Annotated in this window: 25 protein-coding genes and 1 pseudogene; 10 read left to right on the top strand and 16 right to left on the bottom strand. The window is 75.0% G+C overall.

Features of this window, described 5'->3' with window-relative positions; genetic code table 11:
* Positions 1-112: 112 nt before the first annotated feature.
* From ACWGJO_RS09750 to ACWGJO_RS09735, 4 genes are all read right to left on the bottom strand, one after another.
* Positions 113-871: a MerR family transcriptional regulator gene (locus ACWGJO_RS09750; protein ID WP_452182935.1), complete on the bottom strand. Its 759-nt coding sequence runs from the start codon at positions 869-871 to the stop codon at positions 113-115.
* 167 nt (positions 872-1,038) lie between these two features.
* A complete protein-coding gene (locus tag ACWGJO_RS09745; protein WP_452182934.1) occupies positions 1,039-2,106 on the bottom strand; it encodes a DUF2332 domain-containing protein in 1,068 nt (355 codons plus the stop codon).
* Between the two features lie 188 nt (positions 2,107-2,294).
* Positions 2,295-3,446, bottom strand: a complete 1,152-nt coding sequence (locus tag ACWGJO_RS09740) for an SUKH-4 family immunity protein (RefSeq protein ID WP_452182933.1) — start codon at positions 3,444-3,446, stop codon at positions 2,295-2,297.
* A gap of 160 nt (positions 3,447-3,606) precedes the next feature.
* Positions 3,607-4,626: a hypothetical protein gene (locus ACWGJO_RS09735; RefSeq protein ID WP_452182932.1), complete on the bottom strand. Its 1,020-nt coding sequence runs from the start codon at positions 4,624-4,626 to the stop codon at positions 3,607-3,609.
* Between the two features lie 58 nt (positions 4,627-4,684).
* Here ACWGJO_RS09735 and ACWGJO_RS09730 point away from each other — a divergent pair, with 58 nt between their 5' ends.
* Complete coding sequence (locus tag ACWGJO_RS09730; RefSeq protein ID WP_452182931.1) at positions 4,685-5,245, top strand: ATP/GTP-binding protein; 561 nt, start codon at positions 4,685-4,687, stop codon at positions 5,243-5,245.
* A 4-nt stretch (positions 5,246-5,249) separates the two neighbouring features.
* Here ACWGJO_RS09730 and ACWGJO_RS09725 read toward each other — a convergent pair whose 3' ends face one another.
* Positions 5,250-5,840: a DinB family protein gene (locus tag ACWGJO_RS09725; RefSeq protein WP_452182930.1), complete on the bottom strand. Its 591-nt coding sequence runs from the start codon at positions 5,838-5,840 to the stop codon at positions 5,250-5,252.
* Positions 5,841-6,012: 172 nt separating this feature from the next.
* Here ACWGJO_RS09725 and ACWGJO_RS09720 point away from each other — a divergent pair.
* Positions 6,013-6,476 (top strand): annotated as a pseudogene (locus ACWGJO_RS09720) (methyltransferase type 11).
* A 157-nt stretch (positions 6,477-6,633) separates the two neighbouring features.
* On the opposite strand, the gene ACWGJO_RS09715 reads toward ACWGJO_RS09720, so the two are convergent.
* From ACWGJO_RS09715 to ACWGJO_RS09695, 5 genes are all read right to left on the bottom strand, one after another.
* Positions 6,634-7,206, bottom strand: coding sequence for a dihydrofolate reductase family protein (locus tag ACWGJO_RS09715; RefSeq protein ID WP_452182929.1), 573 nt, complete (start codon positions 7,204-7,206; stop codon positions 6,634-6,636).
* A gap of 55 nt (positions 7,207-7,261) precedes the next feature.
* Positions 7,262-8,077 (bottom strand): SRPBCC family protein, encoded by an 816-nt coding sequence (locus ACWGJO_RS09710; RefSeq protein WP_452182928.1) that lies wholly within the window; start codon positions 8,075-8,077, stop codon positions 7,262-7,264.
* Positions 8,074-8,793, bottom strand: coding sequence for an ArsR/SmtB family transcription factor (locus ACWGJO_RS09705; RefSeq protein ID WP_452182927.1), 720 nt, complete (start codon positions 8,791-8,793; stop codon positions 8,074-8,076). Before ACWGJO_RS09705 ends, ACWGJO_RS09710 begins: the two co-directional genes overlap by 4 nt.
* 258 nt (positions 8,794-9,051) lie before the next feature.
* Positions 9,052-9,408 (bottom strand): hypothetical protein, encoded by a 357-nt coding sequence (locus ACWGJO_RS09700; RefSeq protein WP_452182926.1) that lies wholly within the window; start codon positions 9,406-9,408, stop codon positions 9,052-9,054.
* Between the two features lie 20 nt (positions 9,409-9,428).
* Complete coding sequence (locus tag ACWGJO_RS09695; RefSeq protein WP_452182925.1) at positions 9,429-9,971, bottom strand: RNA polymerase sigma factor; 543 nt, start codon at positions 9,969-9,971, stop codon at positions 9,429-9,431.
* Positions 9,972-10,467: 496 nt separating this feature from the next.
* Here ACWGJO_RS09695 and ACWGJO_RS09690 point away from each other — a divergent pair, with 496 nt between their 5' ends.
* From ACWGJO_RS09690 to ACWGJO_RS09680, 3 genes are read left to right on the top strand one after another with little or no spacing between them, the layout of a single operon-like run.
* On the top strand, positions 10,468-11,196 hold the full coding sequence (locus ACWGJO_RS09690) for a hypothetical protein (RefSeq protein WP_452182924.1): 729 nt from the start codon (positions 10,468-10,470) through the stop codon (positions 11,194-11,196).
* 1 nt (position 11,197) lies between these two features.
* Positions 11,198-12,928 carry a DNA polymerase Y family protein gene (locus ACWGJO_RS09685; protein WP_452182923.1) on the top strand — a complete coding sequence of 577 codons (1,731 nt, stop codon included), beginning with the start codon at positions 11,198-11,200 and terminating at the stop codon, positions 12,926-12,928.
* Between the two features lie 59 nt (positions 12,929-12,987).
* Positions 12,988-16,233, top strand: a complete 3,246-nt coding sequence (locus tag ACWGJO_RS09680) for an error-prone DNA polymerase (RefSeq protein WP_452182922.1) — start codon at positions 12,988-12,990, stop codon at positions 16,231-16,233.
* A gap of 12 nt (positions 16,234-16,245) precedes the next feature.
* Here ACWGJO_RS09680 and ACWGJO_RS09675 read toward each other — a convergent pair whose 3' ends face one another.
* Positions 16,246-17,070, bottom strand: coding sequence for a TIGR03084 family metal-binding protein (locus tag ACWGJO_RS09675; RefSeq protein ID WP_452182921.1), 825 nt, complete (start codon positions 17,068-17,070; stop codon positions 16,246-16,248).
* Between the two features lie 161 nt (positions 17,071-17,231).
* Here ACWGJO_RS09675 and ACWGJO_RS09670 point away from each other — a divergent pair, with 161 nt between their 5' ends.
* Entirely contained in the window at positions 17,232-18,008 is a 777-nt protein-coding gene (locus ACWGJO_RS09670; protein ID WP_452182920.1) for a LuxR C-terminal-related transcriptional regulator, read from the top strand.
* On the opposite strand, the gene ACWGJO_RS09665 is transcribed toward ACWGJO_RS09670, so the two are convergent.
* The 3 genes from ACWGJO_RS09665 to ACWGJO_RS09655 are packed head-to-tail and all read right to left on the bottom strand — an operon-like array spanning position 18,001 to position 20,768.
* Positions 18,001-19,536: an AMP-binding protein gene (locus ACWGJO_RS09665; RefSeq protein ID WP_359900140.1), complete on the bottom strand. Its 1,536-nt coding sequence runs from the start codon at positions 19,534-19,536 to the stop codon at positions 18,001-18,003. The genes ACWGJO_RS09670 and ACWGJO_RS09665 overlap by 8 nt on opposite strands.
* A gap of 51 nt (positions 19,537-19,587) precedes the next feature.
* The gene (locus ACWGJO_RS09660; protein ID WP_387730683.1) at positions 19,588-19,983 is read right to left on the bottom strand and encodes a MerR family transcriptional regulator; all 396 of its coding nucleotides are present in this window, start codon (positions 19,981-19,983) and stop codon (positions 19,588-19,590) included.
* Between the two features lie 20 nt (positions 19,984-20,003).
* Positions 20,004-20,768 carry an SDR family NAD(P)-dependent oxidoreductase gene (locus ACWGJO_RS09655; protein ID WP_452182919.1) on the bottom strand — a complete coding sequence of 255 codons (765 nt, stop codon included), beginning with the start codon at positions 20,766-20,768 and terminating at the stop codon, positions 20,004-20,006.
* A gap of 134 nt (positions 20,769-20,902) precedes the next feature.
* On the opposite strand from ACWGJO_RS09655, the gene ACWGJO_RS09650 reads away from it, so the two are divergent.
* From ACWGJO_RS09650 to ACWGJO_RS09640, 3 genes are read left to right on the top strand one after another with little or no spacing between them, the layout of a single operon-like run.
* Positions 20,903-21,361 (top strand): group II truncated hemoglobin, encoded by a 459-nt coding sequence (locus ACWGJO_RS09650; protein ID WP_452182918.1) that lies wholly within the window; start codon positions 20,903-20,905, stop codon positions 21,359-21,361.
* Positions 21,358-21,903: a GNAT family N-acetyltransferase gene (locus ACWGJO_RS09645; RefSeq protein ID WP_452182917.1), complete on the top strand. Its 546-nt coding sequence runs from the start codon at positions 21,358-21,360 to the stop codon at positions 21,901-21,903. The genes ACWGJO_RS09650 and ACWGJO_RS09645 overlap by 4 nt, the downstream gene beginning before the upstream one ends.
* A 10-nt stretch (positions 21,904-21,913) precedes the next feature.
* A complete protein-coding gene (locus tag ACWGJO_RS09640; protein WP_380538805.1) occupies positions 21,914-22,300 on the top strand; it encodes a VOC family protein in 387 nt (128 codons plus the stop codon).
* 10 nt (positions 22,301-22,310) lie between these two features.
* Here the strand turns inward: ACWGJO_RS09640 and ACWGJO_RS09635 are convergent, their stop codons facing one another.
* Together ACWGJO_RS09635 and ACWGJO_RS09630 are read right to left on the bottom strand one after the other, a co-directional pair.
* The gene (locus ACWGJO_RS09635; RefSeq protein WP_452182916.1) at positions 22,311-22,904 is read right to left on the bottom strand and encodes a maleylpyruvate isomerase N-terminal domain-containing protein; all 594 of its coding nucleotides are present in this window, start codon (positions 22,902-22,904) and stop codon (positions 22,311-22,313) included.
* 126 nt (positions 22,905-23,030) lie between these two features.
* Positions 23,031-23,813, bottom strand: coding sequence for a dioxygenase family protein (locus tag ACWGJO_RS09630; protein ID WP_452182915.1), 783 nt, complete (start codon positions 23,811-23,813; stop codon positions 23,031-23,033).
* 118 nt (positions 23,814-23,931) lie between these two features.
* On the opposite strand from ACWGJO_RS09630, the gene ACWGJO_RS09625 reads away from it, so the two are divergent.
* Entirely contained in the window at positions 23,932-24,396 is a 465-nt protein-coding gene (locus ACWGJO_RS09625) for a MarR family winged helix-turn-helix transcriptional regulator (RefSeq protein ID WP_359900199.1), read from the top strand.
* The last annotated feature ends 82 nt before the right edge of the window (positions 24,397-24,478 follow it).

The raw sequence follows: 24,478 nt of genomic DNA, 5'->3' as shown, positions 1-24,478 counted from the left end.
AAGGAGGAAGGACCAGGAGCGGAGCCACCCGGCGTCCGGCCCGGTCCGGGAGCCCCCCGTAAGGCTCCCGGACCGGACCGGGGCGGGCCAGGCCGGTCCGGCCCAGCCCGGCTCAGGACAGCCGCGCTGCCGCGTACGCCTCCATGGCGGCACGCTGGTACGCGGCCAGGCCCGGGGCGATGGCCTCGTACGCGGCGCTCCACTGCTCGTTCTCGGTGCAGGAACGGGCGATCGCCAGGTACTCCTCGGTCGGAACCGAACGGATGGTGCGGAGCAGCTGGTACTCCTCGTCGATCGTGCTCTGCACAGGCTCGGCGTCGGCCGGGTGTCCGGCCGCCATCAGCTCCGCCAGGTGGATCATGCGGGCGGTCCGCTCGCGCTGTCCGGCCTCGATCTCGGCCGGAGACATCGCGGCGGTCGCGCGCCGGGCCGCCTCGGCGTGCTCGGGGAAGTCGCGCAGGCTCGCGTCGACGTCGTCGGGCTGAATACCCTCGAACAGGTTCTCGGGGCGGTTGATGGTCATGGGCGTGCCGTCCTTCCGGGAGCGTTCCAGGTCGGCGATCGTGCGGGAAACAGTGGTGGCCAGGGCGTCGAGCCGGTCGCGCTCGGCGACCAACCGGTGGCGGTGGCCCCGCAGGGCCTCCAGCTCGTCCACCTGATCGCCCAGGATCCGGGCGATCTCGGTCAGCCCCACGCCCAGTGCCCGCAGTACCAGGATCTGTTGCAGCTGGAGCAACTGCCGTTCCTCGTAGTAGCGGTGGCCGTTGGAACCGATCGAGGCCGGGGGCAGCAGCCCGATCTCGTCGTAGTGCCGCAGCGTCCTGGCGGTCACGCCGGACATCCGGGCCACATCGGCGATGGGCCAGGCCATGGCCGCCTCCCTCGTTCTCCACGTCCCCACGTTCGCGTGGACCGGGGCCGGTTCTCCGGCCCTGGTCGCGACGGTAGAAGCTGCCGCTGCGGCAGCTTCAAGTCGAGACTCCCGCCGGTTTGCCCGCTGCCGCCCGCTGCCGCCCGCCGCCCGTGCCTCGTCTGCCTCTATGCCCCGCCGGGCCACGCCTCGCCGAACCAGTCCAGGGACTGCCCGTGCGGCCCGGTGAAGGCCACCGGCCGCTCGTCCAGCGCGAGCGCGAACAGTCCGGAGTCGGCCGGGGCCGGACGGGGGAGGCGTCGGGCGACGGTCGGCAGTACGGAAACCGCCTCGTTGGAGATCCAGTGCCCGGGCAGTTCGCGCATCGTCGCCGCGAACTCCTCCCGCTCCTCCGGCGACAGGTACGCGAGCACCGCGCTGTGGAACACCACCGGAGTCGACCCCGCCGGGGCCCGAGCCACCAACTCGCCCACCGTCGCGTTGAGATCGCCGCGCACCAGCAGCGGCGGTTCGGCCCGGGCGACCCGGACGGCGCCGCGCAGCCGGTCCAGCCGGTGGGTCTGCTCGGGCCAGACCAGCGACTCCAGCCAGCGCACGTCCTCCTCGGCCCGCACATCCAGCGGATCGAGGTCGATCCCGGCCCGCCACGCCACCTCCGGCAGCCGCTCCCGCAGGGATCCGGGGAGCGGCACCGGACCGCTCACCGCGCAGTCCAGCGTCACCGGGCTCGCCTCGGCGCCGAACTCGGCGACCGGGGTACCGGCCCGGCTGCCGCTGCCGCTGCCGCTCTCGCTCCCGCCCTCACTCCTGCGCCCGTCTCCGGTCACGTACCGGTACCGGTACCGGTCCGGGTACAGGCAGAGTCCGGCCGAGGCACCGACCTCGATCAGGGCGAGCGGCTGCGGCAGCGCGGCCAGCAGCGGCAGCAGGGTGGCGCAGCGGCCCGCCTCGTTGGTCTGCGTCCGCCGCTCCAGCATCGTCGCCGAGACCCCGGCCCAGTGCTCCGCCGTCCAGCCGTGGAAGGCCGGCCAGCCCTCCGTCACCGGCCCGCCCAGGTGCCGGACCGCGCCGAACAGCAGGTTCGGCTGCCGCTTCGCGATGGGCAGCCCGTCCAGCAGGGCACACAACTGCCGGTCCTCGGCGACGCGTTCGGCCAGCTTCTGGTAGATCGGCGAGTTGCCGTGTGCCTCCCTCTCCGCGAACGCCCGGTAGAGCTCCCCCGTACCGCTGCGCATACCTCGCAGCTCCCTTCGACGCCTTCTCAAGTGATCGAATCGGCTCAGCCTACGCTCGGCCCGTCACCCCTCCCGCCGCGCGTCGCCCGGCCCGTCACGCCTCCCGTCGCCCGCCGCCCGCAGCGCGTCGACCGGCGCACCGGCCCGCCGGCCACCGCCCGTCACCAGAGCCTGGCCGGGCGAAGCGCTCAGCCGAGCAGGCCGCCCATGTGCCCGTCCTCGGCGAGCAGTCGCCAGGAGCAGCCGGGCGAGGCGAACGCCTCCGGGTCGACGGTTTCCACCAGTCGGTCCACCACCGCGCTCAGCAGCGCCTGCGGATCGAACACCGCCCAGGTGCCCCGGGCCCGGCCGTAGTCCCAGCGGTCCCACTCGGCGCGCAGCCGCTCGTACGTCCAGAGGGCGTAGAGCAGGGCGGACAGGTCGCGGTTCAGGTAGGCCTCGGGGTGGCCGTCGTCGTACCAGTCCGGCAGCTCCAGCCGGCCGGTGGCGCCGTCCAGGGCGATCGTGAGGTCGGTGGGCCAGTCCCCGAGGGCGAGGAAGTCCCGCTGGTACGGCCGTTCCTCCTCGCCGTCGAAGTACTCCGGGTACGCCTCGCCCATGGTGACCAGCGGTTCCTCGCACACCCCGAACATCGCCCCGCCCAGCGGCAGGCCGACCTCGGTCAGCAGCCGCCGGGTCGGCTCGTGCACGAGAGCGGCGGGCAGCTCCTCGGGCCGGAACCGGTGCACCCGGCCGGGGCCGCCGTCCTGGTCCGTCAGCTCCGCCAGCTCCGCCACCAGCTCCGGGGCCGTCTCGTACGCGGGCCCGCCCGGCCCGCCCGGCAGCGCGCCCCAGCCCAGCGCCCGCACCAGCAGCGCGGTGCCCCAGTGCGGGGGCGGCGCGGACCCGTCGTCGAACAGTCCGGGATCGATCTCCCGCATCCGCCGCTCGGCCCCCGCCAGCACCTCGGCCACCACGGTGGGCCCGCGCCGCCCGTCCAGCGCCTCCGGCCGCCGGGCGCCCTCGGCCACCGCGTCAACCTCGCGCACCAGGCCCGCCAGCGCGGCCACGCCGGAGGCCAGTAGGTCGCGCCGCGGGCCACCGTTGTCCAGGAACACCTCGCCGGTCACCCCGTCCAGCAGCACCAGGCTCCCGCCGGCGGCGAACGGTGTGCAGTACTCCGTCTCCCCGAGGACGAACAGCCGCTCCGCCTCCGCCGGGAAGGCCGTCAGCTCCCCGTCCCCGAGCGCCTCGAAGTCCAGGAACGCCCCGGTCGCCGGAAGCCCCTCCCGCACCAGGAACTCCCGACTCCCCGCGTGCACCACCTCACCCGGCAGCTCCGCCGCCCGCACAAACCCCACGTGCCCCAACCCTTTCCCTGCCTGCCCCGTGACCCATAGACCCTAGCGGCCCGGCCCGACAACACCGAGGACTCCCGATCGGGGGAGGGGTGTGGCGGCGGGTCGGTTGGTCGCCCGGGGCGCTCGCCGTGTGGGGGCGGAGGGGAGCGCCCCGGGCGGCTCACGGCAGCGCGGCCCCGTCGACGTTCCAGTGCTCGGGCAGGTCCGCCTCGCAGAAGACACAGGCGTAGTGCTCCTCGCGGACGAGGTTGCAACGGGCGCACCGGGGGCAGCGGCGGAAGACCACCGCGTGGGTGAAGGCGCCGGGGTGCGGCAGTCCGAGGCGGGCGAGGGCGGCGGCGACGGCGGGCCAGGACGTGGTGTCGGGGCAGTAGCCGGTGGAGTGGTTGCTGACCGTCTCGACCTCCCATCCGTCCGGTGACCGCCGGAACCCGATCTCCCCGGCGCTCAGCACCAACTCCCCGCCCGCACAGTCCACATGCTCGCTGCGGCGCGGAGCGAGTCGCAGCGCGCCGCCGAGGTCGGCCACGAAGGTGAACGGTTCCGCGAGCTCCTCGGCCGACCGCTCCTCCGCCCAGGCGGCGAACTCGCCTTCCGTCCGCAACCGTTGACCGCCGCCGCCGCCGCCGCCGCCGCCGCCGCCGCCGCCACCACCGCCACCGCCGCCCCCGCCCCCGCCGACGGTGCCGTCACCCGTCGCCCGCAGCTCCGGCGGCCCCACGTACCGGTACGCCCTCCCGAAGCCGTCCGCCACCTCCGCCTCGATTCCGCACCCGGCCAGCCGCGCCCGCCAGTACGCCATCTCGACGGCTGTCCCGCTGAGTCCGAAGTCCCGCAGCTCGTCAAGGAGTTCCCGCGCCTGCCGGAGTGTGATGCCCGCTCCTTCGCGGAGCGTCCGCAGCGCGGCCACCGGGTCGGTGAGCGGCCCGGTGAGTCGGAGCCGGGCCGGTCCGTGAGTGGTCAGCAGCGTCTCGCGGACGTCCTGCGGTGCGGCCTCCGGGCCCGCGTCCTCGCAGCAGGCGGCGCCGCACCGCGGGCAGAAACGCTCGGCGTCCCACCACAACTCCCGTCCGTGCAGCAGGAACTGCCCGAAGCTCCGGACCGCGTCGCCGCCGCAGTCCGCGCACCGGACGGTCACCTTCGCGCCCTGCTCGCTACCCGTCACGCCGGAGGTCCCCATGCCCGACACCCTAGGAAGCCGCTTCGCCGCCGCTCCACCCGGCCCGTAGAGTGCGGGGATGAAGCGCTACCTGCTGACCGGCACCCCGGGGGCCGGGAAGACGGCGATCCTGCGGTGGCTGGAGTGGGCGGGCCATCCGGTGGTCGAGGAGGCCGCGACGGACGTCATCGCGCTGCGGCAGGCCCAGGGCGAGCCGGAGCCGTGGACGGACCCGTCGTTCGTGGACGCGGTGGTCGACCTGCAGCGGCGGCGGCAGGAGGGGGCTGTCGGCCGACCGGGGGAGGTGCGGTTCTTCGACCGCTCGCCCGTGTGCACGTACGCCCTGGCGGTGTACCTCGGCCATCCGGTGACCCGAGCTCTCACCCGGGAGCTCGACCGCATCCGGGAGGCGGGGGTGTACGAGCGCCGGGTGTTCTTCGTGGAGAGCCCGGGCTTCGTCACCCCGTCCGAGGCCCGGCGCATCTCGTACGAGGAGTCGCTGCGGTTCGAGCGGATCCACCGGGGGGCCTATGCCGGGTTCGGGTACGTGTGCGTCCCGATCGCCCCGGGGCCCCTCGCCGACCGGGCGGCGGCCGTGGTGCGGCACGTCGGCGCGGACGCGACCCCGCACGGGAGCTGACGGTTCAGGCCGGGCCGCCGGCCTGCCGAGCCGCCTGCTCCACGCGGTCGTGGTGGGCCCGCCACCAGTCGGCGTCGCCGGGGGCGGTGTTGGCGCCGTCGGAACGCTGGCCGGTGGCGCCGTCCACGAGTTCGCGGACCAGGTCGGCGTGTCCCACGTGGCGGTGGGTCTCGGCGATCATGTGGACGAGTACCCGGTGCAGGGTCTGTTCGTGGCCGGCGCCGAACGGGACCTTGCCGACGGCGTCCAGCGGCAGGGCCTCGATGGTGGCGTCGGAGTGTGCCCAGACCCGCCGGTAGCGCCCGGTGATCTCCTCGGTGCTCTCGTCCGCCCGCGCCCACAGGTCGCCGTTCGGCTCGGTCCCACCGGTGATCCACACGGGGGCCGGTTCGGGGAAGGGGCGGCCGAAGGTGTCGCCGAAGTACAGGGCCTCGGCGCCGGTGACGTGCTTGACCAGGCCCAGCAGGTTGGTTCCGGAGGGGGTGAGCGGGCGGCGCAGGTCGTACTCGGAGAGGCCTTCGAGCTTCCAGAGCAGGGCGTCGCGGGCATCCTGGATGTAGATCCGGAGGTCGGTCTTGTCGTCTGTCACGGTCATGGGATCAGTCTGCTGATCACGGAATACCTGTCCATCGATTTCCCGCCCGCGAACGTCTGGCCAGGAGTCAACTCGTGCCAGGAACAACTCCGTTCGTCCGAGGCCGGATCCCTGGCCGAACCCCCGGCCGCCCCTGGCCGAACCCCCCGGTCGAACCCCTGGAGGAGCCGCCGTGGCAGACGGCCCCTGGTCCTGGGACGAGACGCTGTTCGCCGGAACAGCCGCCCACTGCACCCGCGGCAGGCTCCCGTACGCCCCCGGACTGGCGGAGGCGCTGGCCGAGGCGCTGGGGATCGCCGGGCGGGGGCGGCTGCTCGACGTGGGGTGCGGGCCGGGCAGGGGCTGCTGCCGCACGGCACACCGGACGGCGAGGCCGCCGTTCTCACCCGGGCGGGCTTCACCGGTCCGCAGCGGATCGTCGTCCCGGGCGGGCGACCGCTGGAGCGCACGGCCGACGAGGCGGTCGCGGGCGTCTTCTCGCTCTCCTCCTCGGCCCCGCACCTCTTCGCGGAGCGCCGCCCGGCCTTCGAGTCGGACCTCCGCGGCCTCCTCACCCGGACCTCGCCGTCGAGGCTCTTCTCGGAGCGGCAGCCGAGCAGCGAGGTGTTGATCCGGCGCACCGCAGAGGAGCGTTGACGGCCCGGCCCGGGGCGGGACGCAGAGCACGGCCGCACGGGACACCGGACATCGGGCACGGGACAGGAGGGCCGCCCCCGCCCCGACCCGGTCGACGCTCTCGCCACCGACGCAGGGGAAGCGGTCGGGGAGCAGCCGGGGAGCAGCCGGGGAGCGGTCAGCGGACGACGTCGAAGACCTGCTTCTGCAGGCCGTTCCCGTACACCTCGTGCTCGACCAGCTTCAGCTTCTGGGCGTCCTTGTCCGTCGTGCTGAACAGGCGCTTGCCGGCGCCGAGCAGCAGCGGGAAGACGAGCAGGTGGTAGCGGTCGATCAGACCGGCGTCCGAGAGGGCGCGGTTCAGGGCGGCGCTGCCGTGGACGATGATCGGGCCGCCCTCGGTCTCCTTCAGCGCGGCGACCTCGTCGAGCGAGCGCAGGATGGTGGTCCCGCCCCAGTTCGGCACCAGGTCGTCCTCGGTGAGGGTGGTGGAGACGACGTACTTCGGCAGCGTCCTGTAGCGGGCGAACTCCGGCATGTCCGGCCACACCGGGCTGAACGCCTGGTAGCTGACCCGGCCGAGCAGCATCGCGGTGGCCTCCTCCTGCTCCCGCCCCTTGATCTCGAACGCCTCGGGGAGGAACTCGATGTCCTTGAAGGTCCAGCCGGAGTTGCGGTAGCCGGGTTCGCCGCCGGGGCCCTCGACGACGCCGTCGAGCGAGATGAAGGCGGTGCTGATCAGGGTGCGCATGGGTGCTTCCTCGGTTCTCGTGCGGATCTGGAGCGGTCGGGCCGGGCAGGTCGGGTCAGGTAGGTCGGCCGTGTCGGTCAGGCTGGCTCGGGCCGGTCGGGCCGGGGAGGTCCGAACGGCCGGAAGGAGCAGGTCGGCCGAGGACCCCGGACAGCCACTGCTGCCAGGCGGCCTCGGCCCCGTCCGGAGCCGGGCCGAAGAGGTGGTGGAACATCAGCACCAGGCCGGAGCCGTGGTGGAAGGTGTAGAGCCCGTCGGCGGTGCGGACCTCGAAGCGTTCGTCGTCCGCCCAGGCCACCTCGCCGTCCAGCGGGGGCAGGCCCGCTGGTTCGCCGTGGACCCGCGTGCCCGCGGTGACCGGGAGCGGCAGCGACAGGGCGTGGGCGAGGAGGGCCCGGACCTCCGGTTCCGGCCGGCCGGCCGACGGCGCGGCGGCGAAGACGGGGACGGCGGTGCGCCCGGGGAAGTGGGTGAGGTACTCGCGCAGCGTGTGGAGGTGGAAGGGCCAGCCGCGGCGCAGCGCGTCGTACTCGTCCTGCCAGTCGTCGCCGAGCAGGCCGCTGTGGACGACGCGGAGCACGGTGGCACCGCCGTCCCGGCCCTCGATCAGGTACTCGAAGGCCATGAACCGGCCGTCCTCGCCGGCGGCCGTACGGGTGGCCAGGCGCTTGCCGGGCTCGTAGGCGGTGACGACCGCCTCCGCGCGGTGGCCCCCGGTCTCCATGACGGCGGTGCCGCCCTCGCGCGGGTCCAGTTCGTTGCGGCCCATGAACCAGGAGTCGATCCCCGGTCCGGTGGCGATCGCCTCCCAGACCTGTTCCGAGCTCGCCGGGAGGGAGGTCTCCAGCTCGATCTCGAACGGGTGGGTCATCGTGGGTTCTCCTGGTTCGGTGCGGTTCCGGCGCCTTCTGCCGCGCTGCCGGCGGCGTCGGTCTCCGGCGCGCTCCCGGCCGGTTCGGTCCCGGTCCCGGCCCCGGTCGCCCCTGCCCCCGCCTCCGCCCCGGGCTGTGCGGAGGGGATCTGGTGGAGTCCGACCACCACCCGGTGGCTGCGGCCCCCGGGGGCGGACTCGTCGTGGTAGCGGCTGACGAGGGCGGCCACGGACTGGGCCAACTCCTCGGCGAAGGCGGCCCGGTCGGCCGCGGAGGCGAACCGCACCTGCGCGTCGATGCCGAAGGTGGCGACCCGCCGCCGGGCCCGGGAGGCGCCGGTCAGCAGGGACCCGACCTCCTGCACCAGACGGGAGCCGAGCGCCAGCAGCCAGCGGGCGGAGAGCTGGTCGGGGGAGCGGGCGGGGTCCGGGCTCATGGCGGCCAGGACGCCGGGGGAGATCACGTAGGAGGCCGCGGTGGCGCGGTACACCCGTTCGGTGACGTTGCCCTTGCGGCGTTCCTCGGCGAGTTCGACGAGGCCGTGCCGCTCCAGTTCCTTCAGGTGGTAGTTGACCTTCTGCCGGGGCAGCCCCAGCCGGGCGGCCAGCATGGCGGCCGAGCCGGGCTCGGTCAGGGCGGCGAGGAGGCGTGACCGCATGGGGTCCAGCGAGGCCTCGGCCGCAGCGGGTTCTTCGATCACGGCGACTTCCAGCACCGTTCCAGCCTCCGACCGACAAAAAAATTTGTCAAGGAAAAAACGCTTGTCGGTACCCGGTCGGGCGAGTGCCGCCGCCCGGCCGGCGGAACACGGGGTCGCGGGGCGGAGGCCCGGACTTCGACGGGACGAGCCCTCCCGCCACCACCTCTCGGCCTCCGCCCTCCTGCCTCCGTCCTCCCGCCGCCGTCACCCCTCGGTGCCCGCCGCCCCTCGACCCGCGCCCTTCCGCCCCCGCCGCCCTCCGGTGGGAGCCGCTCAGACGGTGGAGCCCGTGAACGCCGACCGCGCCTCCTCCCCGTGCCCGTCGTGGTGGTCGGCGACGGCCGGCTTGCACCGGCCGTCCTCGCAGGAGCGCTGGAGGCGGCCCCGCGAGACGGTCTGCGCCAGGCCGATCGCCCAGCACGTCGGGCAGCCGCGCAGGGCGAGCAGGCCGACCGGCAGGAGGGCCAGGCCGACCGGCCCGACCGCCGGGACGAGGGCGACCGAGCCGATCAGCGAGCCGATGCCCACCACGCCGCGCACGACGTGTTCGGTCAGGGACTTGCTCGCGAAGTCGGGCCCCCCGGGGCCGGTGGCGGTTCCGGGCTTCGCTGCGGTCGTCGTTCCGGTCATCGTTTCCTCCACGGGCGGATTCAGGTGGTGGGCCGCAGCGTCCGGTGGACCGCCGAACGGGCCCGGTGCAGACGGGACTTCATCGCCGCCGTGCTGAGGCCCAGTGCGTCGGCGACCATCCGGCCGCTGTGGCCCTGGACGTCCCGCATGATCAGCACTCGGCGCTGGTCGGGGGGCAGGGCGGCGACCGCGGCCGCCACCGTGCCGGCTTCCAGGCGGCGCAGGGCGGCCTCCTCGGCGGAGTCCACGCAGACGTCCTGTCGCAGCAGCGGTGCGCCGTGGTCCCGCAGCCGGGTCCGTGCGCGCCGGAGGCACTCGTTGCGGACGATGCGGAACATCCAGGACGCCAGGGCGCCGGAGGCCCGCAGCATCCCGATCTTGCGGTACAGGATGATCAGGGCCTCCTGGGCCGCGTCCTCCGCGTCCTCGGGGGTGGCGCAGAGGGAGTGGGCGAACCGCTGCACATTGGGGTGCGATCCCGACACCAGCGCGGCGATCGAGTCGACGTCGCCGGCCTGCGCGGCGGCGATCAACTGCTCGCCGGGCCAGGTCGATTCAGCCACGCCCGGCTCGCTTGCGCTTCACGGCCAGCGTGCAGGTGCAGAGCAGCACCAGGGCGACGGCGATGCCGATTCCGATGATCATCACTACCTCCGGATCCCGTACCCGACGTTTGTCGGAACGTTTATAAGAGGCGCGGGCCACTCCAAAGGATTCGGCCCGCGCCGCAGAAAGTCGTCCGGGTTCCCGGCGGGGCGCCGACGGCCGTGCCGCGGCCCGTACGGCCTGCGCGAGCGGCCGGGCGCACGGAGAGTGACGGGTGGGTTGACCAGGTCGGACTTGAATCTTTGCGAACGAATGTTCGATCCTGGGGGTGTGCCCGTTTTCGAATCTGTTTTCGAATCCACCGCCGAGCAGCCCGCACGCCCCGTGCTCCGCCCGGTGGCGTCCCCGGCTGCCGCGCCGGGGGAGCGGGGTGAGCCGGGGGAACGGGGAGAGCGAGAGGGACGGGCGACACCGGCCACCGGGCGGACGGCGGAGCCCCGGGGGCTGCTGCCGGTGCCGTCCGCACTGCGGGAGGTGCTGCCCGACGCCGGGCTGCGCCGGGGGACGGCGGTGTCGGTGGCGGGCGGGGACACCGGGCTGCTGCTGGCGCTCGCCGCCGGGGTGAAGGAGACCGAGGGCGGCTGGGCCGCGGCGGTCGGACTGCCGGACCTGGGGCTGGCCGCCGCCGAGGGGTACGGACTGGACCTGCGGCGGCTGCTGGTCGCGGACGATCCGGGGCCGCACTGGGCCGAAGTGGTCTCGGTGCTGGCCGGCGCGGTCGAGCTGATCATGCTGCGCCCGGACGGGCCGGTGCCGCCGAAGCTGGCCGCCCGGCTGGCGGCGGTGCTGCGGCGCAGCGGCTGCGTGCTGCTGGTCGCCGGACCGTGGCCGGGCGCGGTGCTGCGGCTGGGGGTGCGCTCCGGGCGCTGGTTCGGGCTGGGCGACGGCCACGGGCAGCTCGTCGGCCGGCAGGTGGAGGTGGTGGCCGAGGGCCGCGGCTCGGCGGTGCGCGGCCGGACGGCCCGGCTCTGGCTGCCCGACGAGCACGGCGCGGTGCGCCCGCTCCAGGAACAGCCGCGACAGGGACGGCCGCAGCCGGTGGCGGAACCGGCGACGCCGGCACTACCGGCGCTACCGGCGCTACCGGCACTACCAGCGCTACCGGCACTACCAGCGCTACCGGCACTACCGGCGATACCGGTGGCGGAGCCGATGGCACCCCGTGTGGCGGCGGTGGTCTGAGATGGCGGACGACGGAACCCCCCGGGTGCTGGTGGTCTGGTGCCCGGACTGGCCGGTGGTGGCCGTGGCCGTCACCGGCGACGACCCGGTCGCGGTGACCGAGGGCGGGCGGATCCTCGCCTGCTCGGCGGGCGCCCGGGCGGCCGGGGTGCGGCAGGGACAGCGGCTCAAGCTGGCCCAGCGGCTCTGCCCGGAGCTGGAGCTGCGCGACCGCGACCCGGAGGCGGAGACCCGCCGCTTCGAGCCGGTGGTCGCGGCGGTGGAGGCGTTCACGCCCCGGGTGGAGGTGATCCGTCCGGGACTGTGCGCGATCCCGGTGAAGGGCCCGGGCCGCTACTTCGGCGGCGAGGAGGCGCTGGCCGGCAAGGTCGGCAGAGCGGTGGCGGACGCCCTCGGACGTCCCCTCGTCCCGGACGCCGTCCCGGGCGCGGTGGCCGTCGAGGCCCGACCGGCAGCCGCTTCCCGACCGGCAGCCGCTTCCCGACGGGCAGCCGCTTCCCGGCCCGAAACCGCCCCGCAGACCCGGGCGGCCCGGGACGCAGCAGCCGCCCCGCAAACCCGGACCGCTCCGGCCGAAGCCGCCCCGCAGGCCCGGGTCGGTGTCGCCGACGGCCTGTTCGCCGCCGTGCTCGCCGCCCGGGCCGGAGTGCTGGTCCCGGCCGGCCGGACGGCGGAGTTCCTCGCCCCGTACCCGGTGAGCGCGCTGGGCGACGAGACGCTGGCCGAACTGCTGGGGCGGCTCGGCCTGCCCACCGTCGGGGCCTTCGCCGCCCTGCCGGCCGAGTCGGTCGCGGACCGCTTCGGCCCGTCCGGGACGGTCGCGCACCGGCTGGCCCGCGGCTTGCAGCCGCGCCCGCTGGTGCCGCGCGACGAGGAGCCGGACCTTGCTGTCGAGCAGCGCTTCGACCCGCCGGAGCCGCTGGCGGAGCCGCTGGTGTTCGTCGCCCGCACGCTGGCCGAGCAGTTGCACCGGCGGCTGGCCGGGGCCGGGCTGACCTGCCGCCGGGTGGCCGTCGAGGTGGCCTGCGCGGACGGTCGGACGGCCTCCCGGCTGTGGCGGCACGAGGGCCGGCTGTCCGCGACGGCGCTGGCCGAGCGGGTCCGTTGGCAGCTGCAGGCCTGGCAGGGCGCGGGCACCTTCGCCGGCAACGGGGAAGGCGGGGAGGACACGGGCTTCACCCTGCTCCGGCTGGCCCCCGACGGCCTCTCCCCGGACCAGGGCCGCCAGCTCGCGCTGTGGGGCCAGGCCGTCGCGGACGACCGGGTGGAGCGCGCGGTCGCCCGGGTGCAGGCGGTGCTCGGCCACGCGGGGCTGCGCCGGATCGAGCCGGCCGGCGGGCGCGGCCCGGGCGAGCAGGCGGTCAAGGTGCCGTGGGGCGAGCCGTACGAGGCGGCGGTGGCGGCCGACGCGCCCTGGCCGGGGCGGCTGCCGGAGGTGTGGCCCGCCGTGGTGCTGCGGGAGCCCGCGCCGGTGCGGGTGCTGGACGGGGCCGGGCAGCCGGTCACGGTGGACGGCCGGGCGGGGGTGTCGGCCCGGCCGGCCCTGGTCGTGGTCCGGGGCCGGGAGGAGCGGGTGGACGGCTGGACCGGTCCCTGGCCGGCGGTCGAGTACTGGTGGGACCAGTCGCTGGCCCGGCGCCGGGCGCGGTTCCAGGTCGTGGTGGGCGGTGGCCGGGCGCTGCTGCTCACCGTGGAGGGGGGTGCCTGGTACCTGGAGGCCGGCTACGACTAGCGGTCGGCCCGGACCCGGGGGGAGTGGAACGAGCACGAGAACGACGAAGGCAACCCCCGATGGGCTTCACCAGCCACCCCACCCTCCCCTGGAGCGAGCTGCACCGCCGGCTGACCGGCGCGGCGCCGGACCGCACGGTCGTCCCGCTGCGCCGCCCCGCTCCCGAGCCTGCCCCCGCTCCGGCGGAGCCCGGGTGGGGTCCCGGCCCCGGCCCCGGGAGGGCCGCCGAGCCCTGGGCCGAGCTGCACGTCCACTCCGCCTTCAGCTTCCTGGACGGCGCCAGCGACCCGGAGGACCTGGTCGCCGAGGCGGTCCGGCTGGGCGTGGAGAGCCTCGCGATCACCGACCACGACGGCCTGTACGGGGCCGTCCGGCTCGCCGAGGCGGCCCGGGGCACGGGCCTGGCCACCGTGTTCGGCGCCGAGCTGACCGTCCGCGACGGCGGGGCGGAGGAGCACCTGCTGGTCCTCGCCCGCGACCCGGCCGGCTACCGCCGCCTCTCCGCCGCGATCGCCGCCGCCCAGCTGGCCGGCGGCGCCAAGGGCGATCCGGTGTACGACCTCGCGGCGCTCGCCGGGGCGCACGACGGCCACTGGGCGGTGCTCACCGGCTGCCGGCTCGGCCGGGTCCCCGCCGCGCTGCCCGACCGGGGCGAGGCCGAGCGCCGGCTCCGTACCCTCGCCGAGGCGTTCGGCCGCGAGAACGTCCACGTCGAGCTGATCGACCAGTGGCTGCCCGGCGACGACCGGCGCAACGACGCCCTCGCCGCCCTCGCGGCGACGGCGCGGCTTCCCGTCGTCGCCTCCACCAACGCCCACCACGCCGGCCCCGCCCAGGGCCGCCTCGCGCAGAGTCTCGCCGCGCTGCACGACCGCCGCACGCTCCAGGACGCGGTCGGCTGGACCAGGGCGGCCGGCAGCGCGCACCTGCGCTCGGGCCGCGAGATGGCCGGCCGGCTGGCCCGCTTCCCCGGGGTGCAGCGGGCCACCGCCGAACTCGGCCGGGCCTGCGCCTTCGACTTCGCCCGGCTGGATCCGGAGCTGCCCGGTTTCCCCGTGCCCGAGGGCGAGAGCGAGATCAGCCACCTGCGCGCCCTGGTCGCGGCCGGCGGCCCGGGCCGCTTCGGCCCCGGCAACGCCGCCGCCCGCCGCCAGCTCGGCCGGGAGCTGGACGTGATCGAGGACCTCGACCTGGCCGGCTACTTCCTGATCGTGCACGACATCGTGGACTTCTGCCGGAGCCGGGACATCTGGTGCCAGGGCCGCGGCTCGGCCGCCAACTCGGCGGTCTGCTACGCCCTCGGGATCACCGCCGTCGACCCGATCCACTACAAGCTGCTGTTCGAACGCTTCCTCTCCACAGCCCGGGACGGGCCGCCCGACATCGACCTGGACATCGAGAACCGCCGCCGCGAGGAGGTCATCCAGTACGTCTACGGCCGCTACGGGCGCGAGCACGCCGCCCAGGTCGCCAATGTGATCACCTACCGGCCCCGGCTGGCGATCCGCGACGCAGCCCGGGTGCTCGGCTACCCGCAGGGGCAGGTGGACGCGTTCAGCCGGCAGACCGACTTCCGCTCGGCCCCCGGCGCGGACGCCGTCATCCCCGCCGACGTGCTCCAGCTCGCCACCCAGCTGCACGGCCTGCCCCGGCACCTGGGCATCCACTCGGGCGGCATGGTGCTCACCCGGGAGCCGATCGGCGAGATCTGCCCCACCGAGTGGGCCCGGATGCCCGGGCGCTCCGTGCTCCAGTGGGACAAGGAGTCCACCGCCGGTGCCGGCCTGGTGAAGATCGACCTGCTCGGCCTCGGCATGCTGGCCGCCCTGCACGACGCCTGCGACCTGGTCGCGGAGCACCACGGTCTGCGCTACGACCTGGCCACCATCCCGGACGACGACAAGGGCGTGTACGCGATGCTGCGCCGGGCCGACACCGTCGGCGTGTTCCAGGTCGAGTCCCGGGCGCAGATGGCGACCCTGCCCCGGCTCAAGCCGGACCACTTCTACGACCTGGTGGTCGAGGTCGCGCTGATCCGCCCCGGACCGATCCAGGGCGGTTCCGTCCACCCGTACCTGCGCCGCCGCGCCGGGGCGGAGCCGGCCGGCTGCCCGCACCCGCTGATGGAGAACGCGCTCGGCAAGACCCTGGGGGTGCCGCTGTTCCAGGAGCAGATGATGCAACTCGCCATCGACTGCGCCGGGTTCACCCCGGCCGAGGCCGACCGGCTGCGGCAGGCGATGGGCGCCAAGCGCTCGCACGAGCGGGTCGCCCGGCTGCGCGACCGGCTGCTGGGCGGGATGGCCGAGCGCGGCATCCCGCCCGAGGTGGCGGAGGACGTCTACGGCAAGATCGAGGCCTTCTCCAACTACGGCTTCCCGGAGAGCCACGCGATCAGCTTCGCCTACCTGGTGTACGCCAGCGCCTGGCTGAAGCACCACTTCCCGGCGGCCTTCACCTGTGCCCTGCTGGCCAACCAGCCGATGGGCTTCTACTCGCCGCTCAGCCTGGTCGCGGACGTCCGCCGGCACGGCGTGCGGGTGCGCGGGGTGGACGTCAACGCCAGCGGGGCGCGGCCGACCCTGGAACCGTACCGGGGGCCGACCCCGAAGCCGCCACTGACGGCAGGGCGCCCGCAGCCGGCGATCCGGCTCGGCCTGGAGACGGTGCGCGGCATCGGCACCCCGCAGGCCGAGGCGATCGTGGCCGGGCAGCCGTACGCGGACCTGGAGGACTTCGCCCGCCGCACCGGCCTGCCCGGGCCCGCCCTGGAGGCGCTGGCGACGGCCGGGGCCTTCGACTGCCTCGGGTTGACGAGGCGTCAGGCACTTTGGGAGGCGGGGGCGTTCGCCGGGATCTCGGCCGATCTGATCCCCGGCACCACGCCCGGCGCCGAGGCGCCGGAGCTGCCCGGGATGAGCCCGGTCGAGGAGACCATCGCCGACCTGTGGGCCACCGGCACCTCCGCCACCAGCCACCCGCTCCAGCACCTGCGCGCCCGGCTGGAGCGCGGCGGCGCACTCTGCGCCGACCGGCTCCCGGACGTACCGCCGGGAACGGCGGTGGTGGTCGGCGGCCTGGTCACCCACCGGCAGCGGCCGCCGACGGCCGGCGGGGTGCTCTTCCTCAGCCTGGAGGACGAGACCGGGCTGATCAACGTGATCTGCAACCGCCCGGTCTGGGAGTCCCAGCGCCGCACCGCCCTGGACCGGGCCGGGCTGCTGGTCCACGGGCACATCGAGCGCGACCGGGGCGCCACCAACCTGATCGCCACCCGGCTCGCCCCGCTCCGGATCGGCCTCTGAGCGGATCGGCCCCTACGCCTGCGCCTCCGGCTGCCGCCCCTTGCCCGGTGCCCCGGCGAAGGCCTGGGCGATCGGGAGCCAGGCGGTGGCGACCGGCCCGGTGGCGGTGAGGGCGAGGTCGTCCCGGTGGCGGCGCTGGGTCACCAGCAGGCAGAGGTCCAGGGCGGGGCCGGACACCACGTCATCGGCCCCGGCCGGGCCGATGGACCAGGTCCCGCCGTCCGGCGCGGTCAGGTCGAGCCGGACCGGCTGCTCGGGCGCGGGCAGTCCGTGCAGGGTGAAGGCGAAGCCCAGGGTGCGCAGCCCCAGGTGGGCGATGTGCCGCAGCCGGTCGGTGGGCTCACGGGTGGCGCCGAGTGCGTCCGCGACGTCCTGGCCGTGCGCCCAGGTCTCCATCAGCCGGGCGGTGGCCATCGAGGCGGGCTTCATCGGCGGGCCGAACCAGGGCAGCCGGACGTCGGCCGGGGCGGCGGCGAGTGCGGCCAGCACCTGCGCCCGACCGGCCCGCCAGCGGGCGAGCAGTGCCGCGGGCTCGTCGGTCGCACCCGTGCGGGCGCCCTCCTCGACCGGGTCGGTGCCGGCCGCCACCAGCTCGGTGAAGCGTCCGCCGAGCGAGGCGCCGAAGCCCTCCGGGTCGCGTGCGGCCAGGGCCGTCCAGTCGTCGGTCCAGGCCAGGTGGGCGATCTGGTGCGCCACCGTCCAGCCCTCGGCGGGCGTCGGGCGGGCCCAGCCCCCGGCGGGCAGCCCGGCGACCAGGTCGTCCAGCACCGCGCTCTCGTCCCGCAGGTCCGTCAGCAGTCCACCCAGGACGTCGCCCGGGGCGTTCGGGTCGGTCATCGGTTTCCCTCCGGTCGAAGGCGGTTGCCGTCCGGCAGTTGCTACCCACCGGTAGCGTACGGGCGCACCCTATGCCCGCCCGGCCGCCGGTGTCCGCGACTCCACGAAACACGCATGTCAGGACTCTCGCCACCGGCCCCACCGCGTGTGACAATTCCGCGATGACCAGGGCTGCGGACCCCCACCTTGCGCAACCCGTCGCCGACGCTGCGCGACCCGACGACCCCGAACTGGCCGCGCGCGCCGCCGAGCTGGTGCGGGACGCCGTGCTCGGTGACCTCGCCCGCCGGGTGGTGGCCGAGTGCGGCGCCGACGTCGGCCTGGTCGGCGTGCCCGAGCCGCTGCCCGGCAGCCGCCCCGACGGCGAGGGCATGGTGCTGCGGCACTGGGCCGGCACCCGGGCCGACCTGCTGCACGACGTCCCCGTCCCGGCCGGACTCGGCCTCGGCGGCCGGGCGCTCGCCGAGCGCGCGCCGACCTGGGTGCCCGACTACCGTGCGGCGACGACGATTTCGCACCACTACGACGCGGCCGTGGCCGCCGAGGACCTGTACGCGATGCTCACCGTCCCGCTGATGGACGGCGGCACCGTGCACGGCGTGGTGTACGCCTCGCTGCGCACCGTCGTCCCGTTCGGGGACGTGCGGATCTCCGCGGTCGGCACGCTGGCGAGGGCGGCGGCCCGGGCGCTCGCCGGGGCCGCCGCCTGGAGTCGCGAGCGGCCCCGGAAGTCCGCCCCCGTACCGCCGTTGACCCCGCGCGAGCACGAGGTGCTGCGCTGGGCGGCGACCGGCCGGACCAACCCGGAGATCGCCGCCCGACTGGGCCTGACCTGCAACACGGTGACGGGCTACCTCAAGTCCGCGATGCACAAGCTCGGCGTCCGCAACCGGACCGAACTCGCCCTCGCGGCAAGGGAGTCGGGGCTCGTCAGTTGACCTGGCGCTCCCGCCCGGTCCAGTACGGCTCGCGCAGCCGGAACTTCTGCAGCTTCCCGGTGGCGGTGCGCGGCAGGGCGTCCCGGAACTCCACCGTGGTGGGCGACTTGTAGCCGGCCAGCCGCTGCTTGCAGTGCGCGATCAACTCGGCCTCGGTGACCGCCTCGTGGCCCTCCCGGAGCACCACCAGCGCCTTCACCGTCTCGCCCCACTTCTCGTGCGGCACGCCGATCACCGCCGTCTCGGCGACCGCCGGGTGGTCGTACAGGCAGTCCTCCACCTCGATCGAGGAGACGTTCTCCCCACCGCTGATGATGACGTCCTTCTTGCGGTCGGAGATGGTCAGCTGCCCGTCCGTGAGGGTGCCGCCGTCGCCGGTGTGGAACCAGCCGTCCCGCAGCGCCTCGGCCGAGGCCTCCGGCTGCTGCCAGTAGCCGTCCAGCACGGTGTTGGAGCGCACCAGCACCTCCCCGGAGGGATCCACCCGCAGCTGGGTGCCGAGCGCCGGGGCGCCCGCCTGCACCAGCTTCTCGGCCCGTTCGGCGGCCGGCAGCGCGTCCCACTCGGCCCGGGTGCGGTTGACCGTGACGGCGGGGGAGGTCTCGGTCAGGCCGTACAGCTGCATGAACTCCCAGCCCAGCTGCTCCTCGACCTGCTGCACCACCGAGGTCGGCGGCGGGGCGCCGGCCACGATCATCCGCACCCGGTCCCGGCCGGGCACCGGGCCGTCCAGGTCGGCGGCCGCGTCCAGCACCATCTGGACCACGGCCGGCGCGCCGGACAGGAAGGTCACCCCGTGCCGCTCGACCCGGCGCAGGATCTCCGCGCCGTCCACCTTGCGCAGCACGATGTGCCGGGCGCCCAGGCCGGTGAGCGAGAACGGCAGGCCCCAGCCGTTGGCGTGGAACATCGGCAGGGTGTGCAGGTAGACGTCCCGGTCGTTCGCGCCGTAGTGCAGGCCCATCAGCGTCGCGTTCAGCCAGATGTTGCGGTGGGTGAGCTGAACGCCCTTGGGGCGGGCGGTGGTTCCGCTGGTGTAGTTGATGGTGGCGGTGTCGTTCTCGTCCACCGCGTACCGCCGCGGGGTGCCGTCGAAGTCGTACAGCACGGCGTCGCTGTCCGCGCCCAGCACGAACTTGTGCTTGGCGACCACCCCGTGCAGGGAGTCGGCGACCTCGGGGTCGACCAGCAGCACCGAGGCGCCGCTCTGCTCGACGATGTACGACACCTCCTCGGCCTTCAGCCGGAAGTTCACCGGCACCAGCACCCGGCCGTGCCCGCTCACCCCGAAGAAGGAGGTCAGCAGCCGGGCCGAGTTGTGCGAGACGACCGCGACCCGCTCGCCCGGCCCGACGCCGAGCCGGTCCAGCCCGGCGGCCTGGGCGCGGGCCAGCTCGGCGACCCTGCGGTAGCTCAGCTCGCCCCAGGATTCGGCCGGCTGCACCGGCTCGTCGACGATGCCGACCCGGTCGCCGTAGACCAGCTCGGCCCGGTCGAGGAAGTCCATCACGGAGAGTGGAATCTGCATGCGCCCACTGTCCTCCCCCGTCCGCGCCCTGCACACCCCCGAACGGGGGTGTCACCCGCCCGTGGGCGCCGGGCCGGTGTCCACGGGCACCGGATCCGCCTCCCCGGCCGCCGTCAGCGCCGCCACCAGCCGGTCCCGGGCCTCCGTCTGGGCGGCGATCCGCCGCTCCAGCACCGCCAGCCGCTCCCGGGCGATCCCCAGCACCCGGGCGGACGGCCGGCCCGCCAGCACGTCCCCGTCCAGGCACCCCAGCAGCGGCCGGAGGTCCTCCAGGGTGAGCCCGGCGGCGACCAGCGCGCGGATGTTGCGCACCCGGACGACCGCCGACCCGCCGTACTCGCGGTAGCCGTTCGGCGCCCGCCCGGACTCGATCAGCCCGGCCTGCTCGTAGTGCCGCAGAGCGCGCGCGGTACTGCCCGTCCGGGCCGCCAGCTCGCCGATCCGCACCGTCACCCGTCCCCTCCCGGTCAGCCCACCAGCGCGCCGCCGTCCACCGAGAACACTACGCCGGTCACGAACGAGGCCTGCGGCGAGGCCAGTTGGGTGATCGCCCAGGCCACCTCCGCCGGGCGGCCGATCCGGCCCAGCGGGGTGTGCTCGATCTGCCACCGCCGGATCGCCGCCCGCTGCTCGGGGCCGTACCCGGAGTGCTCGCCGATCGGCGTGTCGATCGCCCCGGGCGCCACCGCCACCACCCGGACCCCGCGCGGCGCCAGCTCCACCGCCCAGCTGCGGGTGACCGTCTCCAGCGCCGCCTTGCTCGCCGCGTACACCGAGTTGCCCGGCCAGCCCCGCTGCCCGACGGCCGTGCTGATGTTGACCACCACGCCCCGGCTCCGCTCCAGCTCGGGCAGCGCGGCCTGCCCGAGCAGCACCGGGGCGACCAGGTTGGTGGCCAGCAGCGCCTCGACACCCGTCCGGTCGAAACCGCCGAGGCCCTGCCGGCTCCGCACGATCGCGGCATTGTTGACCAGCACGTCCAGCCGCCCGAACCGTTCCACGGCCACCCGGACGATCTCCTCCGGCGCGTCCGGCCCGGTCACGTCCGCGGTCAGCGGCTCGATCAGAGCCGGGTGCGCGGCCGCCGTCCCGGCCAGCGGTTCGAGCCGCCGTCCCACCGCCAGCACCCGCGCCCCCTCGGCCGCGAAGGCCCGCGCCGTCTCCCGCCCGATCCCCGTCCCGGCCCCGGTGACCACCACGACCCTGCCCCGCGTCCCGCTCTCGTCGTTCATGGCCCCACCCTGCGACCCTGCCGCCAACGTCAGGGTCAAGTGGGAGCCCCGTCCGCCGCTCGCCGAACCCGCCGTTCGCGCCCCGGCCTGCTAGGAAGGTCGCAACGCACGGTCCAACCACGGGGAGCACACCCATGAACGACCAACGGTCCGGCCCGCTCTACGAGGCCGTCGGCGGCATCGACGCCCTGCGCCGGCTCAGCCGCACCTTCTACCGGGGCGTCCTCGCCGACCCCCTGCTCGCCCCGGTCTTCGCCGACTTCACCCCCACCCACATCGAGCGCGTCGCGGTCTGGCTGGCCGAGGTCTTCGGCGGCCCGGCCGGTTTCACCGGTGAACTGGGCGGTCACCAGGCGCTGCTCCGCGCCCACCTGGGCCTGGCCATCACCGAGGAGCAGCGGCTGCGCTGGATGGAGCTGATGGCCGAGGCCGTCCGCGCGGAGCTGCCCGAGGACGAGCTGCTGCGCCGCCGGGTGCTGGAGTACTTCGACTGGGGCACCGGGATCGCCGAGGACGTCTCCGCCTCCCCGGTCGGCACCGACCTCGGCGATCCCGGCCCGACCCCGCGCTGGGGCTGGGAGGGCCTCAAGTGACCGTCGCCGCACTGCCGATGGCCGAAGGCCTGCTGCTGCGCCCCTTCGAGGACGCCGACGCGCCGGCCCTGATCGAGGCCTACCGGGACGAGACCCTGCGCCGCTTCCTCCGCACCCTGGTGGACGACGCCGACCAGGCCGCGCACTGGCTGCGCGCCCAGGAGGAGGGCCGGGCGGCCGGCACCCGGTACAGCTTCGCCGTCCTGGACGGCGGCGGGCTGGTCGGCAACGTCGCGCTCAAGTACCCCACCCCCGGCGGGGGGACGGCCGAGGTGGGGTACTGGACGACCGCCCCGGCCCGCGGCCGGGGCGTGGCCCCGCGCGCGGTGGAGGCCCTCACCACCTGGGCCTTCGCCGTCTTCGCCGGGGACGGCCTGCGCCGGATCGACCTGCTCCATGCGGGCGACAACCACGCCTCCTGCCGGGTCGCGGAGAAGAGCGGCTACGCCTTCACGGAGATCGTCCCGGCCTTCCCGCCGTACCCGCTGGACGGGCACCGGCACTCCCGGAAAAGGCTGGACGAAATCGAACGGTGCAGGTGAGAGTGGACACATGGCTTCTCTGGTACGACATGTGACGATCGACTGCGCCGACCCGCACGCCCTGGCCGTCTTCTGGGCCCGGGCGCTGGAGGGCACCCTGGGCGAGGACGACAACCCCGGCGACGACGAGGCGCTGGTGGACTCGGCCGGCGCCTCGCTGCTCTTCATCCGGGTGCCCGAGGGCAAGTCGGTGAAGAACCGGACCCACCTCGACCTCCAGCCGCAGGACCGCGGCCGGGACGAGGAGGTGGAGCGGCTGGTCGCCCTGGGCGCCACCGTGCTGGCCGACCACCGCACCCCGGACGGCAAGGGCTGGGTCACCCTGGCCGACCCCGAGGGGAACGAGTTCTGCGTCGAGCGCAGCCAGGCCGAGCGGGTCGCGACCGGGGCCGCCTGACCGGCCGGCCTCAGTCCGGCCAGTCGCCCACGGCCGCCCGCCAGATCCACGAGGACGTGCGCGGGCGGCCGTTCAGTTCCCCGCGCCCGGTGCACCAGAGCAGGACCTCCGCCGGGTGGGCGGCCGGCTCCTGCGGCGCGTGCGGGAAGAGCCGGTCGAGCACGAGGCGGCACAGCTCGGCGGGCGGCCGCCAGGGCAGTCCGAGGCCGCTGGTGATGTCGTGGGTGTGCAGCAGGGTCTCGGCGACGCCCATGGCGGCGAAGCCGGGCGGATCGCAGGGCCCGTGGTGGTAGGCGCGCAGCTCGGGCGGGGCGGCATCCAGGGCGGTGGCGAGGAGCTGTCCGGCGGCGGTGACCACGGTGAGCACCTGGGCCGGGTCGGCCTCGGGCCGGACGGTGAGGTCCAGCGGGAGGTAGCGGTCCCGGGGTCGGGCGGCGAGCTGGCCGGCGTAGGCGAGCAGGTCGTGGGCGATGTGGGCGGCGGTGTCGCGGCAGCTCCACTCCAGGAGCCCGGCGGGCAGGCCCCAGTCGCGGTCCGCGGTGTGCGGGGCGAGGACCGCCAGTGAGGCTTCCAGGGCGGTTCGTACGGCGTCGCCGTTGCGCATGATCACTCCTTCGACGGAGCGTCACACGATAGCCCGGGCGCTGGGGTCCGGGCAGTCCGGGTGCACCGGCGGGCGCCCCGCCCGCCGTTCCTCGTGCGGAATCCAGGGAGGTTCCGCACGAGGGGTTCAGCCCAGCTGGATCGAGCGCTTGGCCAGGCCCATCCAGAACCCGTCGATGACGCTGCGCTGGCTGTCCAGGTCGCTCTCGCCGGCGCCGAGGGTGACGAACAGCGGGGCGAAGTGCTCGGTGCGGGGGTGGGCGAGGCGTCCGGCCGGGGCCTTGTGCTCGAAGTCGAGCAGCGCGTCCAGGTCGTGGGCCTCCAGGGCGCGCCGGCCCCAGTCGTCGAACTCGGCCATCACCGAGGTGACCCGACCGTCGTTGCTGAGCGCCCGGAGGTTGTGGGTGAAGAAGCCGCTGCCGACGATCAGCACGCCCTCGTCGCGGAGCGGGGCGAGCTTGCGGCCGATCTCCATCAGCCGCTGCGGGTCGAGGGTGGGCAGCGAGACCTGGAGCACCGGGACGTCGGCGTCCGGGTACATCTCCACCAGCGGGACGTACGCGCCGTGGTCGAGTCCGCGCTCGGGGATGTCCTGGACGGGCGTGCCGGGGGCGCGCAGCAGCTTGCGCACGCGTTCGGCGAGTTCCGGTGCGCCGGGGGCGGCGTACTGGACCCGGTAGTAGTGCTCGGGGAAGCCCCAGAAGTCGTACACCAGCGGGACGGTGGTGACGGCGCCGAGGGCGAGCGGGGCCTCCTCCCAGTGGGCGGAGACCATGAGGACCGCCTTGGGCCGGGGCAGGTCGGCGGACCAGGCGGCCAGTTCGCCCGGCCAGACCGGGTCGTCGGCCAATGGCGGCGCGCCGTGCGACAGGTACAGGGCGGGCATGCGCTCGGGGGCCGCGGTGCTCATGGCGTCCTCCTCGGGACCGTTCGACAGGGGGTAGTTCAAATTTGAACCGTCTACGGGATCGACGGTACACCTTCGTTCGAATTTGAACAACAGGAGTAGGCTTCACCCCATGTCCTCACTGAACGAACCCCGCTGGCTGGACCCGGACGAGGCGGCCGCCTGGCGGGGCTTCGTCGTCGCGAGCAACCTGCTGAACCGGCGGCTGGAACGCCAGCTCAAGGAGGACTCCGGGCTCTCCCACCAGCAGTACGAGATCCTGGTGCACCTGTCCGCGGCCCCCGGCGGCTCGCTGCGGATGACCGAACTCGCCGACAAGCTGGTCACCTCCAAGAGCGGCCTGACCTACCAGGTCACCCAGCTGGAGCGGGCCGGCCTGGTCGCCCGCCGCTCCTGTCCCAGCGACGTGCGCGGCGTCATCGCCGAACTCACCGACCAGGGGCGGGAGGCGCTGCGCCAGGCCGCGCCCGGGCACGTCGCCCTGGTGCGCGAGCTGCTGATCGACGTGCTCACCCGCGAGCAGCTCGCCGTGCTCGCCGAGGGCCTCGGCACGGTCAGTGCCCGGCTGCGCCTGGAGGACGCCTAGCCTGCCGCGGGGCCCGGCCGTCCGCCCCGCGGGCCCTGCCGCCCCGGCCCGGCGGCCGCACGCCGGAAGGGCCGGACGGCGG

It is taken from the genome of Kitasatospora sp. NPDC054795 (assembly GCF_053611565.1).
This window is presented reverse-complemented; position numbering and strand designations above follow the sequence as displayed.

What these genes read in the sequence shown, in the direction of transcription:
- ACWGJO_RS09750 (WP_452182935.1), bottom strand. Translation starts at nt 871, where the DNA reads ATGGCCTGGCCCATCGCCGATGTGGCCCGGATGTCCGGCGTGACCGCC.
- ACWGJO_RS09745 (WP_452182934.1), bottom strand. Translation starts at nt 2,106, where the DNA reads ATGCGCAGCGGTACGGGGGAGCTCTACCGGGCGTTCGCGGAGAGGGAG.
- ACWGJO_RS09735 (WP_452182932.1), bottom strand. Translation starts at nt 4,626, where the DNA reads ATGGGGACCTCCGGCGTGACGGGTAGCGAGCAGGGCGCGAAGGTGACC.
- ACWGJO_RS09730 (WP_452182931.1), top strand. Translation starts at nt 4,685, where the DNA reads ATGAAGCGCTACCTGCTGACCGGCACCCCGGGGGCCGGGAAGACGGCG.
- ACWGJO_RS09725 (WP_452182930.1), bottom strand. Translation starts at nt 5,840, where the DNA reads ATGACCGTGACAGACGACAAGACCGACCTCCGGATCTACATCCAGGAT.
- ACWGJO_RS09715 (WP_452182929.1), bottom strand. Translation starts at nt 7,206, where the DNA reads ATGCGCACCCTGATCAGCACCGCCTTCATCTCGCTCGACGGCGTCGTC.
- ACWGJO_RS09710 (WP_452182928.1), bottom strand. Translation starts at nt 8,077, where the DNA reads ATGACCCACCCGTTCGAGATCGAGCTGGAGACCTCCCTCCCGGCGAGC.
- ACWGJO_RS09700 (WP_452182926.1), bottom strand. Translation starts at nt 9,408, where the DNA reads ATGACCGGAACGACGACCGCAGCGAAGCCCGGAACCGCCACCGGCCCC.
- ACWGJO_RS09685 (WP_452182923.1), top strand. Translation starts at nt 11,198, where the DNA reads ATGGCGGACGACGGAACCCCCCGGGTGCTGGTGGTCTGGTGCCCGGAC.
- ACWGJO_RS09680 (WP_452182922.1), top strand. Translation starts at nt 12,988, where the DNA reads ATGGGCTTCACCAGCCACCCCACCCTCCCCTGGAGCGAGCTGCACCGC.
- ACWGJO_RS09675 (WP_452182921.1), bottom strand. Translation starts at nt 17,070, where the DNA reads ATGACCGACCCGAACGCCCCGGGCGACGTCCTGGGTGGACTGCTGACG.
- ACWGJO_RS09670 (WP_452182920.1), top strand. Translation starts at nt 17,232, where the DNA reads ATGACCAGGGCTGCGGACCCCCACCTTGCGCAACCCGTCGCCGACGCT.
- ACWGJO_RS09665 (WP_359900140.1), bottom strand. Translation starts at nt 19,536, where the DNA reads ATGCAGATTCCACTCTCCGTGATGGACTTCCTCGACCGGGCCGAGCTG.
- ACWGJO_RS09655 (WP_452182919.1), bottom strand. Translation starts at nt 20,768, where the DNA reads ATGAACGACGAGAGCGGGACGCGGGGCAGGGTCGTGGTGGTCACCGGG.
- ACWGJO_RS09650 (WP_452182918.1), top strand. Translation starts at nt 20,903, where the DNA reads ATGAACGACCAACGGTCCGGCCCGCTCTACGAGGCCGTCGGCGGCATC.
- ACWGJO_RS09640 (WP_380538805.1), top strand. Translation starts at nt 21,914, where the DNA reads ATGGCTTCTCTGGTACGACATGTGACGATCGACTGCGCCGACCCGCAC.
- ACWGJO_RS09635 (WP_452182916.1), bottom strand. Translation starts at nt 22,904, where the DNA reads ATGCGCAACGGCGACGCCGTACGAACCGCCCTGGAAGCCTCACTGGCG.
- ACWGJO_RS09630 (WP_452182915.1), bottom strand. Translation starts at nt 23,813, where the DNA reads ATGAGCACCGCGGCCCCCGAGCGCATGCCCGCCCTGTACCTGTCGCAC.